Origin of the sequence: Bacillus sp. EB106-08-02-XG196 (assembly GCF_013396335.1) — a bacterium.
Classification (GTDB): Bacteria; Bacillota; Bacilli; order Bacillales; family Cytobacillaceae; genus Neobacillus.
In genome coordinates this window covers 51,163-63,605 of record NZ_JABWSY010000021.1, presented here as the reverse complement: position 1 = coordinate 63,605, position 12,443 = coordinate 51,163, and the positions used below count along the sequence as shown (strand labels likewise).

At 38.6% G+C, this 12,443-nt stretch carries 12 protein-coding genes; 4 read left to right on the top strand and 8 right to left on the bottom strand.

The genetic code is table 11. From position 1 onward, the window contains the following. Window positions 1-319: 319 nt before the first annotated feature. Genes MLOOGBEN_RS25695 through MLOOGBEN_RS25675 form a run of 5 tightly spaced genes read right to left on the bottom strand, consistent with a single transcriptional unit; the run spans window position 320 to window position 3,607 of the window. Window positions 320-862 (bottom strand): 2-oxoacid:ferredoxin oxidoreductase subunit gamma family protein, encoded by a 543-nt coding sequence (locus tag MLOOGBEN_RS25695; RefSeq protein ID WP_179161107.1) that lies wholly within the window; start codon window positions 860-862, stop codon window positions 320-322. A 2-nt stretch (window positions 863-864) separates the two neighbouring features. Next, window positions 865-1,617 (bottom strand): thiamine pyrophosphate-dependent enzyme, encoded by a 753-nt coding sequence (locus MLOOGBEN_RS25690; RefSeq protein ID WP_256989280.1) that lies wholly within the window; start codon window positions 1,615-1,617, stop codon window positions 865-867. Further along, window positions 1,614-2,678: a 3-methyl-2-oxobutanoate dehydrogenase subunit VorB gene (locus MLOOGBEN_RS25685; protein WP_179161106.1), complete on the bottom strand. Its 1,065-nt coding sequence runs from the start codon at window positions 2,676-2,678 to the stop codon at window positions 1,614-1,616. Before MLOOGBEN_RS25685 ends, MLOOGBEN_RS25690 begins: the two co-directional genes overlap by 4 nt. 18 nt (window positions 2,679-2,696) lie before the next feature. Beyond that, window positions 2,697-2,927, bottom strand: a complete 231-nt coding sequence (locus MLOOGBEN_RS25680) for a 4Fe-4S binding protein (protein WP_179161105.1) — start codon at window positions 2,925-2,927, stop codon at window positions 2,697-2,699. Between the two features lie 11 nt (window positions 2,928-2,938). Further along, the gene (locus MLOOGBEN_RS25675) at window positions 2,939-3,607 is read right to left on the bottom strand and encodes an ATP-binding protein (protein WP_179161104.1); all 669 of its coding nucleotides are present in this window, start codon (window positions 3,605-3,607) and stop codon (window positions 2,939-2,941) included. Window positions 3,608-3,833: 226 nt separating this feature from the next. Here MLOOGBEN_RS25675 and MLOOGBEN_RS25670 point away from each other — a divergent pair, with 226 nt between their 5' ends. Then, the gene (locus MLOOGBEN_RS25670; RefSeq protein ID WP_179161103.1) at window positions 3,834-4,937 is read left to right on the top strand and encodes a metallophosphoesterase; all 1,104 of its coding nucleotides are present in this window, start codon (window positions 3,834-3,836) and stop codon (window positions 4,935-4,937) included. Between the two features lie 161 nt (window positions 4,938-5,098). Here MLOOGBEN_RS25670 and fabF read toward each other — a convergent pair whose 3' ends face one another. After that, window positions 5,099-6,340 (bottom strand): beta-ketoacyl-ACP synthase II, encoded by a 1,242-nt coding sequence (gene fabF, locus MLOOGBEN_RS25665; RefSeq protein ID WP_179161102.1) that lies wholly within the window; start codon window positions 6,338-6,340, stop codon window positions 5,099-5,101. A 550-nt stretch (window positions 6,341-6,890) separates the two neighbouring features. Here fabF and MLOOGBEN_RS25660 point away from each other — a divergent pair. Then, on the top strand, window positions 6,891-7,904 hold the full coding sequence (locus MLOOGBEN_RS25660; RefSeq protein WP_179161101.1) for a DUF1646 family protein: 1,014 nt from the start codon (window positions 6,891-6,893) through the stop codon (window positions 7,902-7,904). Between the two features lie 54 nt (window positions 7,905-7,958). Here MLOOGBEN_RS25660 and MLOOGBEN_RS25655 read toward each other — a convergent pair whose 3' ends face one another. After that, window positions 7,959-9,032: a GGDEF domain-containing protein gene (locus tag MLOOGBEN_RS25655; protein ID WP_218781331.1), complete on the bottom strand. Its 1,074-nt coding sequence runs from the start codon at window positions 9,030-9,032 to the stop codon at window positions 7,959-7,961. Between the two features lie 194 nt (window positions 9,033-9,226). On the opposite strand from MLOOGBEN_RS25655, the gene MLOOGBEN_RS25650 reads away from it, so the two are divergent. Then, window positions 9,227-9,889 (top strand): FMN-dependent NADH-azoreductase, encoded by a 663-nt coding sequence (locus MLOOGBEN_RS25650; protein WP_179161099.1) that lies wholly within the window; start codon window positions 9,227-9,229, stop codon window positions 9,887-9,889. A 37-nt stretch (window positions 9,890-9,926) separates the two neighbouring features. Here the strand turns inward: MLOOGBEN_RS25650 and MLOOGBEN_RS25645 are convergent, their stop codons facing one another. Next, window positions 9,927-10,928, bottom strand: a complete 1,002-nt coding sequence (locus tag MLOOGBEN_RS25645) for a DoxX family membrane protein (RefSeq protein ID WP_179161098.1) — start codon at window positions 10,926-10,928, stop codon at window positions 9,927-9,929. A 143-nt stretch (window positions 10,929-11,071) separates the two neighbouring features. Here MLOOGBEN_RS25645 and MLOOGBEN_RS25640 point away from each other — a divergent pair, with 143 nt between their 5' ends. Further along, window positions 11,072-12,223 (top strand): GGDEF domain-containing protein, encoded by a 1,152-nt coding sequence (locus tag MLOOGBEN_RS25640; protein ID WP_179161097.1) that lies wholly within the window; start codon window positions 11,072-11,074, stop codon window positions 12,221-12,223. Window positions 12,224-12,443 lie beyond the last annotated feature (220 nt).

Sequence of the window (12,443 nt, the reverse complement as noted above, 5' to 3'; positions counted from 1 at the left end):
TTTTTTTGAAAAGGGATTGATTACTCCCCAACCTATTCCTTCGAACAATTTCCTTAGCATCCATAGATGGGCACAATTAGAACTTTTCGTTACCGCTTGGCTCCTTTTTCAGCCCGAACGGGCACGAATAGCCTTTATTCGTTACCGCTCGTCTCCTTTTTCAACCTGAACAGGCACGAATAGCTTCTATTCGTTACCGCTTGGCCCCTTTTTCAACCGGAACGGGTACGAATAGCATGTCCGAAAAACTGGCTTTTTTTTTCCCCGTGTAAGCTTCCATTTAATGATGACTCAAATGTAAAAACAGCCTGAATGATAATCAGGCTGTTTTTACTGAACTAAGTCCCTTATTGAGTGCTTGTCTATTAACCTCGATTAAATGGTACTTTTCTTCTGACAGGACTTTTTTCAATGATTGTATGATGGATTCACTTGATACCACCTTTGTCAGTTCAATAAAGGCACCCAATAAAATCATGTTCGCAACCCGTGCATTTCCAAGGTCAGCTGCGATATCGGTTGCAGTTAATTCAATAATTTCGATATCGCTGCGTTCGGAAACTCTTGTCACTAATGATGAATTAATAATCAATAATCCTCCTGGCCGTACGCGTGGTTCGAATTTATCGAAAGAAGGATTATTTAGAACTATTGCTGTCGAAGGATTTGTGACTAGCGGCGAACCCACGGGTTCATCGGATACAACAACCGCACAATTTGCCGTTCCACCGCGTTGTTCAGGACCATAGGATGGCAGCCATGAAACGCCCTTTCCTTCTAGCATACCGGCATAAGCTATCAGTTGACCCATTGACATGACACCCTGTCCGCCAAATCCCGCAACAATGATTTCCTCCAACATGTTTAATGGCCCCCCTCTTTATTTTTATAAACGCCTAGAGGATATGCAGGAATCATATTATCTTTCACCCACTCAAGGGATTCATAAGGATCAAGTCCCCAGTTAGTCGGGCAGGTTGATAATATCTCAACCATAGAAAAACCCAACCCATTCTTTTGTGCTTCAAATGCTTTCCGAATCGCACGTTTAGCCTTTTGAATATGCGGTACATCATGGGCAGAAACTCTTTCAATGTAGGCAGTTCCGTCTAATGTTGCCAGCATTTCACAGACTTTTATTGGCGAGCCCTGAATACTTTCATCACGTCCAAAAGGGGTAGTAGTTGTTTTTTGGCCGATCAAGGTAGTCGGTGCCATTTGTCCGCCTGTCATTCCATAGATCGCATTATTCACAAAAATTACCGTAATTTTTTCCCCTCTTGCGGCGGCATGAATGACTTCGCTTATGCCGATAGATGCAAGGTCCCCATCACCTTGATAGGTAAATACAAAGCGGTCAGGCAGCACCCTTTTCACACCTGTTGCCACAGCGGGAGCCCGGCCGTGAGCCGCCTGGGTCATATCACAATTAAAATATTCATAGGATAAAACTGAACAACCGACAGAGGCAACCCCAATCGTGTCCTCTAATATATCCATTTCTTCCAATACCTCACCGACAAGCCGGTGGATGACACCGTGTGTACAGCCAGGACAGTAATGTGTAGGGGTATCGGTCAAACCGTTCGTTTTTTTAAAAACTGTTTTCATCGTCATACCGTTATCCCTCCGGTTACAGATAAAATCTTTTGATAAATTTCTTCCTGTGTCGGAACAATTCCTCCTGTCCGTCCGTAAAAGTCCACCTCTGCATGGCCGTTAACAGCTAATCTCACATCTTCAACCATCTGCCCGGCATTCATTTCTACGGAAATATATCCTTTTACTCCATCTCTCGTTTCTAGAAAGGGTTTTTCAGGGAAAGGCCAAAGCGAAATCGGACGGATTAATCCTACTTTTAAACCTTGCTGCCTTGCTTTTTTTATGGCATTCATGGTAATTCGGGCAACCGTGCCAAAAGCTACCATAATATAGTCAGCGTCGTCCGTTTGATAGGTTTCGAAGCGAACCTCGTTTTCTTTTATTCTCGCAAACTTATTCTGCAAGGCTTCGTTACGCGTTTCCAGCGCTTCTGCATTAAGCTCTAGTGAGGTGATAATTCTTCGAGGACCGTCTCCGCGTGTTCCGGTCGTTGCCCAATTTTTTTCTGGTAGTTCGGATACAGTCCGCTCACCAAATTCAACCGGCTCCATCATTTGCCCAAGCAGCCCATCCCCCATTAAAATGACAGGTGTCCGGTAGCGGTCGGCGATGTCAAATGCTTCACTTGTTAATTCGACTATTTCTTGTAAAGTGGCGGGTGCCAACACGGGGATATTATAGTCCCCATGACCGCCGCCTTTCGTTACCTGGAAGTAATCAGACTGGGCAGGCTGGATATTCCCTAAGCCAGGTCCGCCCCGAACGATGTTTACCACGACAGCAGGAAGCTCTGAACCTACTAAATAGGAAATTCCCTCCTGTTTTAAGCTGAATCCAGGACTTGAAGAGGAGGTCATAACCCTGACTCCTGTCCCAGCAGCACCATAAACCATATTGATCGCAGCAATTTCGCTTTCAGCCTGTAGAAATAATCCGCCTACCTCTGGAAGTCTTCTCGCCATGTATGCTACTAACTCACTTTGCGGTGTAATCGGATAGCCAAAAAAGTATTTACAGCCTGCCTGGACCGCCGCTTCAGCGATGACTTCATTACCCTTCATTAATACTTTTCCCATACATAAGCCCCTTTCAAATTAAACAGTTTGCAGCACCTTTACTGGTCTATACACCGAAATGACACAATCCGGGCATATTTGAGCACATTTTGCACAGCTGATACAATGATCCTGATCGGTTACGGCTGCTGGACGATAGCCTTTTCCATTTAAATAGTCTGCTAGGAAAATAACATTTGTTGGGCATATCTGAACACAAAGTCCGCACGACTTACAAATATCCTCATTAAAAACAACTCTCTTTTCCACTGTTTTTCACCCTATCCTTCCCATGGTAATTTCATAAAGCGTTTGATGAACATTACCTGATGGCTTTTTGCAAAACAATTGGCTTCATTTTCTAAATCCACAGAGATGGTTGTGTATAGCAGCGGGATTGATAGCATGTTTGATATCTTCGTGCTTAATTCATACCCATTGAGGATGTCAGCCATGCTCGTTTCGCTGCCGATATTTGAATTGTTGATGATTCCCGTTACCCTTAATCGAGCAGCCTTTTCAATCTGCTCAATCGAGTACTTCGCTCCTTCTAAGGTCCTGACATATGGACGGTTCGCGTTTAGTACGAATAACAGCTCCGGTTCTAAATGCTTCCATTCATGATAATACTGCCCTAATGCCATAGCCCCATCTTTATCGCCGCCTGCGTCGATAATAACTCGATAGCTTTGATCATGTAAAACACGATAGATTTCTCCCGAAACAATGGGTAAATCTGAGGTTGCCAGCCGGTTGGCAGGAGCTATTAATTCAATATTCTGCTGCTCGAAAATTTCGGAAACATCCCTAGAACGAAAATAGGGATTAATGATATCTAAGTCGTTAATAGCTGTTTTGTTATGCAACTTTTTCTCATTTAATGCCAGATTTATCGCAATCTCTGTTTTGCCACTCCCAAAGTGACCAGTTAGGATGGTGATTCTATTCAATGTTCTGGATACCCCCTTAAACAGAACTTTTGTGAAAGCGATTACATTTTAATAAATATCGATTATATACTTTATTATAAAGGACCTTTTCTCAAATCTGCGTTGACCAATGTCACAGTTTAATGAACATGAGTTTGTTCTTTTAAAGGTTTATTTCTTATGTATCAACAGCTGCAAACTTCCAAATAATAACACATAACTAACCGTTTAGAGGGGGCTGACGTTTATGAACAATAAAAAGTTATTCCTATTTCTCTTCGTGTTTGCAATCTCTCAGGCACCATTTCCTTCTAACATGCATGCAGAACACATTGGAATCGTTGATTTACGCATCCTTGAGACAACGGATTTGCATGCTGCTTTAGTGAATTATGATTATTACCAGACGAAAACAGACAATCATATTGGGCTTGTAAAGACCTCCAGCCTTATTCATCAGGCGAGAAGTGAGGCCGTAAATTCCCTTCTGTTTGATAATGGCGACCATTTAAAAGGCAACCCGCTAGGTGAATACCTAGTCAGAATTAAAGGAATTCAAAAAGGGGAAATACATCCCGTTTACAATGCTTTTAATTATTTGAAGTATGATGGTATTGCAATCGGCAATCATGAATTAAATTATGGCCTTAAATTCCTAAAAACCGTTCTAAAGGGTCTAAAAATGCCCGTGGTTAATGCAAACGTATATAAAACAAAAACCAATAAGCCCTACTTTAAGCCTTATGTCATTTTAAAAAGGAATGTTGTGGACAATCAGGGACAAAATCATGAAATAAATATTGGCGTCATTGGATTCATGCCGCCTCAAATCATGAGATGGGATAAAGCAAATTTAGAGGGAAAAGTATTCGCGCGGCCAATTGTGGAAACGGCGAAGGAATATGTCCCGATTATGAAGGCAAAAGGTGCCGATATTATTATCGCACTCGCCCATACGGGAATTGATAGCGAACCATACCATCCTGAAACGGAAAATGCAATCTATTACCTAAGTGAGATTCAAGAAATTGATGCCATTTTAGCCGGGCATTCTCATGGCATCTTCCCTGGACGCTCCTACAAGGATTTACCTAAGACAAATATTGACGAAGGAAAAATCAAAGGAAAACCTGTTGTCATGGCAGGTGCCTTTGGAAGCCGACTTGGAATTATCGATCTTCATCTTGAAGTTCAGGGAGGAAAATGGAGAGTTATAAAGAGTACAGCTTTCACTAGACCCATTGCCGATGAAAATGGTAATGCCCTTGTTAAGACAGATAAAAAGTTATTAAAACTAATCAAACCGGAACATCAGGAAACAGTCGATTTCATAAAAAAACTTGGTTTATAGCAATTTAAACATGAAAAAATAAGCTGGATCGCTTCTAGTGAACGCAGCTTCTATTTTTTGGGAGTTTCGGTCATTATAGAGTCACTTATAGTGACCGAAACCCCTATTTTCATGGCGTTTTGGTCTTTATAGAACGTTAATAGTGAATATCGTTGCTTATTTTATTCAATAAATTTTTTAAATACCAAAGTGGCATTATGACCGCCAAAACCTAATGAGTTGGATAAAACGATTTGAATATTACTCATTTTAGCCACGTTAGGGACATAATCTAAATCCAGTTGTTCATCAGGTGTTTGATAATTAATAGTTGGCGGGATGATTCCATCCTTAATTGCCAAAAGAGAAAAAATCGCTTCTATTGCCCCAGTTGCTCCCAACAAGTGGCCTGTCATTGATTTCGTAGAACTGACAGATAATTTATAGGCATGCTCTTTGAATACATCTTTGATGGCTAATGTTTCATACAAATCATTATAATGGGTGGACGTGCCATGAGCATTGATATAGTCGACTTGTTCAGGGGTAATTCCTGCATCGGCTAATGCTAATTTCATTGCTCTTGCTGCCCCTTCTCCCTCAGGTGCTGGAGTCGTAATATGATGCGCGTCACCTGTAGCTCCGTACCCTGCTAATTCTCCATAAATGGCCGCACCACGAGCTAATGCATGTTCTAATTCTTCTAATACCACAATACCTGCACCTTCTCCAATGACAAATCCATCACGATTCTTATCAAATGGCCTGCTTGCTGTAGTCGGGTCTGGATTTTTTGAAAGTGCAGTCATATTCGAAAATCCCGCGACCGTCATCCCGGTAATAGTTGCTTCTGTTCCGCCAGCAATCATCACATCCACATCCCCTTTTTGAATCACACGGAATGCATCACCAATGGAATTGGCACCTGACGCACATGCAGTAACCGAACAATTGTTGATTCCTTTAGCTCCAAGTGAAATGGATACTTGTCCTGCCGCCATATCGGGAATAAACATGGGTATCGTAAAAGGATTGACCCTTCTCTGGCCTTTTTCAAGAAACTTCCGATGTTGTTCCTCGAATTCAGCCAGGCCGCCAATTCCTGAACCAATCCAAACTCCGACCCGTTCTGGTTGAACCACCTCTCCAATTCGGATCCCTGCATCCCTAACAGCCATTTGACTTGCTGCAATAGCAAACTGGCTATAACGCCCCATCCTTCTGGATTCTTTTTTATCCATAAACTCTTCTGGCACAAAGCCTTTAACTTCCGCAGATATCTTGACGTCAACCTTTTCTACATCAAAAAGGGTTGCGGGGCCAATACCGGAAACACCACTCTTAATCTTTCCCCATGATGTATGAGCATCATTTCCCAAAGGAGTGACTGCTCCAACACCCGTAATCACTACTCTTTTATTCATTTAATGCTCACTCCCAAATAAAATTTTTGGATGATTCTTACACTCTTTCTATAGTTTAACGAATTCAGAGTGGCCGTACAAATTAATTCGCTTTTGCAAAGCACTATCTTTTTCATAAAACTTCTTATGTTTTTACTTACATTCATTTTATATGAAAAGGTCTTCCATTATAATGGAAGATCCTTAGACGTTTGTGCAAATTTTTAAAATAATTACTATATCAATATTCCAATATTCCGTTAAAACTCATTCAAAAAGGTTTATAATAGATTTATAGACTATATTTAAACAAGGCTGTGTTAAAGCTGAATGTTGATTTTACTGTGTTTGGAAAATAAGCGGAGTTTTTCCGCTTAAGGTATCCAAATCATTGGATATTGTCTTATTTAGAGCAGTTAACCGGAATATTTCCGCTTATATCTGCTTCTTAAGGTTCCTTTATATACAATAGCCGGAAATTCTCCGCCTATGAATGATCAACCCTACACCAAAATCAACAATGAATAATAACACAGCCTTAAACAAAAAAAAGACAAGGGATCTGGTATGAATGATTGGATTAGTAATTATCTTAATTTTAGTTTTATTTTTACCTTTTTCAGTAAAGAAGGTCGAACACAATTTGGAAATATTCTTATTTGTAATGGGAATAGCGGCAGCTTCGATAAGCGGCATGATGAATCTTCATTTAATTGAAAAAGCTCTGATTGACCCTATTAATATTACTCTAGCTGTTTTAATTGCAGGATTAGTCTGTAAATGGGGCCAGGTTCAGTTAGAAAAATCTATCCTCTGGATGAACAGAACACTTACTCCTAGGATATTCTTCGGACTAACGGTCATCATTTTAGGACTGGCATCAAGCATTATTACGGCTATAATCGCAGCGATTGTGCTCGTAATCATCATAAATGTCCTCCCGCTCGACCGTAAATCTGAAATTCGCTTTACCGTTTTAGCTTGTTTTTCGATTGGGCTTGGTGCAGCCCTCACACCCATCGGTGAGCCTTTAGCAACCATAACACTCAGTAAGTTAAATGAAGACTTCTTCTACTTGTTGAAATTAATTGGTCCAGAAGTGATTCCCGCGGTTGTACTCTTTGGTATTTTGACAATATTTTTAGTTAAACCACAAGAAAGTGCTGATGGCTTAAAGTCAAAACAAAAAGCAGAAAGCTATAAAGAAATTTTTATTAGATCAGCCAAAATCTACTTATTTGTAATGGGATTAACCTTTCTTGGTCATGGATTTGAACCGTTAATTAATGAATATATTCTAGGACTTCATCCGATGCTGCTTTATTGGATTAATATGATCTCCGCTATTTTAGATAATGCTACCTTGGCAGCAGCCGAAATAAGTCCAGCAATGGACCAAGCAACCATTCAGGCTGTTTTAATGGGGCTAATTATTAGTGGGGGTATGCTAATCCCTGGTAATATACCAAATATTATCGCAGCAGGAAAACTCAACATTACTAGTAAAGAATGGGCAAGCTTTGGCGTTCCCGTTGGACTTATTACCATGGCTATTTATTTTATCATATTGTTTGTTATTTATTAAAAACAAAGGCAATAAAAAGAATCGAATCCACTCCAATGTGATTCCGATTCTTTTTTATTTTGTCAGCATGTTCATACGAACAATAGCTCTCTCCTTCATCAAGGGAGTAAACATGGAGAAGCAATTTCTTCCCAGCTCCTTAGAATGATACATCGCAAGGTCAGCATTCTTTATTAGTGTTTCCATATCTTCACCATGGTTGGGATGCAAACTAATACCGATGCTTGTTGAAATCGTAAACTTTTGACCATAAATATAAAATGGATATTTCATAACTTTTACTATATCTTCTGCTAAATCAAATACCTCGTCTGCTGATAGTAATTCAGGAATATAGATAATAAATTCATCTCCGCCAAAACGCGCTAAAACTTTATCAGCTTGAACTACTCCTCCCAGCCTGCTGGCAACTAATTGTAATAACTGATCTCCTGCTTCATGCCCCAGGCTATCATTAATCACTTTGAAATGATCTAAATCGAGCAATAGTACGCCCTTCATCTTATTTATTTTATCTATGTTTAAGTTCTTTAAACAGGATTTAATAAACCAACGATTAGGCAACCCAGTTAGGGCATCATGGTAGGCCATATGGGAAATTTTTTCTTCCGCATTTTTCAACTCCGTAATATCCAATCCAAATCCGAGCAAATAGTCTTTATTAGATCCTTCTAGATGGATAATCGTCTTTCCGGTAAGCATATGCACTTTTTTCCCCTGAAATTCTGTCTCCACCTCATTGGTTTGAAGAGTACGCCTCTTCCATACTTCTAGGTCTATTTCACGCTGTTTCATTGCAATTGGCTGTGGGAAAAAATCAAACACTGTTTTTCCTACCAGTTCCTCCATATTTACACCATGTGCAAGACAAGCTTGTTCATTTGCAAATATCGTTCCACCTTCTGGATCCTCTAGGAAAACATTTATTGGTAATGCATCAAGAATCTTTGAATGCAAGGATTGATTTAAGAGAAGACTCTTAACTAGCTTTTTTTCTCTCTCCTCTAGTTCTACTACTCTCCGACGTAATAACGCTAATTCACTATCATCATTTAATTGGGAATTTTGTGCTTTCATATTAATTCCGCCTTTTAGTATTAAATCTTCACCACGTTCTAAGTTAATCATATTGCATTACTGATTATATATCTTAAAAGAATTCTAACAATTTAATGAATTTATTCCTACTTATAATTAATAATATATTTGCCACTTTCCGACACTTAATGTTCACGAACTTCACCTTTTTTACAAAAATTGAACAGGCTATTTTTCTTATAATAGTAGTAATGAGGTTTATTAAAATGATTGGATGTGTCTAAGTGGGAAAATTATTATATATTACAGCAAATCCAAAAGGACTTGAGAAATCAAAAGGGCTGAAAATCGGTGAGGCATTCATCAACACAATAAAAGAAGAATGCCCGGAGATGGAAATGAAAACAATTGATTTGTTTTCATTCGATATCGCACATATGGATGCAGAATTAGTGTCAGCAAGAGGCAAACTAGCTGGCTATGGTTATACCTTAGATCAGTTAACAGAGGGAGAACGAGAGAAAATTCTTAAAATGCATGCACTTGCTGATGAATTTCTTTCCTATGACTACTATGTTTTCGTCTCACCTATTTGGAACTTAAGCTCTCCAGCGGTGCTAAAAGCCTATTTGGACAACCTCTTTATCGCTGGAAAAACTTTTGCTCATACTGCAAATGGTCCAAAAGGGCTCCTTACCGGCAAAAAGGCCATTCATATTAATACACGCGGCGGCCTTTACACAGGTACACCGATGAAGGAATTAGAATGTGGAGATCGTTATCTAAGAATTGCGCTTAACTTCCTTGGCATTGAGGTAATGGACACCATTATTGCAGAAGCTTTAGATCTATATCCGCAAAAGGTACAGGAAATCGTTGAAAAAGCAAAAGAAGAAGCGATTCAAGCTGCCAAGGTAATGATAAAAGTACCAGTACATCAGCCATAGCATAAAGAAAAGCTTCCTCCAACGGGAAGCTTTTTCTCTATGCAAAACGATAGTAAATGAGAAGAAAGGTGGTCATTGTAAAAACAAAATTCAAAAATACAAACACCATTTGAGAAATTTTAGTCCGATGTATTTTTATTGGGGGATCGTAAAATGATACTCCCTCAATAATAAATATAATTAAGACGATATGAATCATCAGGTGTCCAATAATTTCTGTGACACCAAACAGCATGGTAGTAGAAATAAAGATCAACGTTAAGACAAAGGCCAAAAGACGATTTAAGATTCCTACGATTAATAAATATCCAACGACAAATTCAATAAAAGCAGCTAGTACCACAAACGTTGCCGACGGAAAACCAAAGGTTGGCACACCGTGCTGATGAATAATATCCATACTCATTGCAGGATAGACCCATTTCTCAACGGCTACCCAGCATAAGGATAAACCTGTCCCTAAATAAAGAAAAGGGAATCCCCAATCTTCAAGCTTTGTTTTCCCGACTAATAATACACCAACAATGGCTAGATAAAAGCCATAATCGAGCATGTGAAACAATCCGGAGTGGTTTAGCTGATATATAAATAATCCCAATAATATAAGAGCACCAGCTTTTGTCGCATAATGAATAGGTATCAATAGCAGGATAATCGTTATCCACATTAGTATTCTAATGAATTGATTTGTGATAGCAAATTCTGGTGCAAATATCGTCCCTGCCAAAACCTGAATAATTAACGCAATCGCTGTACCATATTTTAAAATATACCTAGAGGATTTACGGTACCTGTCTAATACCCCATCAATTTTTTTAGTAATTGGAACTTTTTCTAAGAGCGGCAATAACTGGGGCAATACTGCAAGCAAAACCGCAACCAATAAGGTAATGGTCATAAACAGCGGCGATAAAATATGTTCAATTTCTTCTTTTTCTGGAGTAACTTCTGTAAACCACTTTACATGAGCGTCTACAAAAAGAGGTGTACAAACAATAATCAATACGAACAAGATGATGACTTTACCTCTATTTTTCATTAGATCCTCCCAAAAAGTATTCATCTATATAGTTTTCGGTTACTAGCTTAAATATTCTATTTCACAGGAGAATGTTTTTCTTCTATAATAATGGGATATGGGAAACAGTAACATAGGTATATCTTATTATTAGGAGAACATGAATGTTAAAAGATTTCTTTTCAAATGCAACCATTCTGATTGCGTCATTTGCAGTGATGGGTCAAATTTTTAAAAATATGCCATTATCTCCCTCATCATCACATTCAACAAAGCTTTATTGGGGAATTTGCTATGGTGTTCTTGGAAACATCTTAATGGCATTTAGTTTCCAAATTAATTCCACCACAATTGCTGATTTACGGCACCTTTCCATTGTTGTTGCCGCTGCCTTTGGGGGAGTTGTACCTGCAATCATCGCTTCTGTATTCATTGCTTTAGGAAGGGTTACTCTCTTTGGTTTCACGGAAACTGCTATTGTTGCAGCCATAAGTGTACTTCTGACAGGAATCGTGTGTGGGTGGTTTTCTAAATTAAACCTCCATCCAACTTTGAAAGCATTTACTATGAACCTTATTGGTTTATTTTTTATTACCATTGTCTTTGCTATTTATATTGAAGATACAAAGACCCTTTTAAATGTTTTATTGAATCATTATCTTATTTCCTTAGTTGGTGGATTTTTTGCTTATCATTTATCGGTATATATTGCTAATTCCAATGCAGCAGAAAAAGAATTAAATCTTAGTCTACTAAAATTACAGGAAAGTGAACAAAAGCTTCACAAAGCAAATGAACTTCTAAATCAACTTTCTTATATGGATGGGCTGACAGGCATAGGAAATAGAAGGCACTTTGATGAAGTTCTCAACAAGGAATGGACCAGATTAACTTCAACCCAGTCACCATTAACGCTTCTCATGTTTGATATTGACTACTTTAAAAAGTACAACGATACTTACGGCCACCTCGCTGGTGACCAATGCCTGCAAACCATTTCATCTGCCATTAAAGACCTTGTTGCGAATAACCCATATGCGGCATTTAGTCGATATGGTGGTGAGGAATTCGCCCTAATCCTAACCAAAACAAATTTAGATAAAGCAGTCAATATGGCAAAATTAATTCAAAAGAAGGTTCATTCACTTAAAATTGACCATAGAAGTTCGGAAGTATCGGACATCGTTACAATCAGTATTGGAATTGCCTCAATCATCCCGAGTTCGGAAGCGGAACCAAAAGATTTAATTCATTTAGCTGATACTTCTTTATATACCTCCAAAGCTAACGGAAGGAATACTATTTCAACTCTTTAAATATAAAACGGAAGGGTTTTAATCCTTCCGTTTTTATACATATTTCTACAATTCTCCTCTCTTTTCATTCTTTTATTCTAAATAATTAGTAAATTCTGTTGTATTAACCCGAAGAAAAATGTAAAATTTTCCTTATAAGCACAGTGGATGGTGAAATAGATGGAAATTACTAAACACCTTTTCTTAAATCTTTCTATTTTAATAATATTGCTCCTTTTTT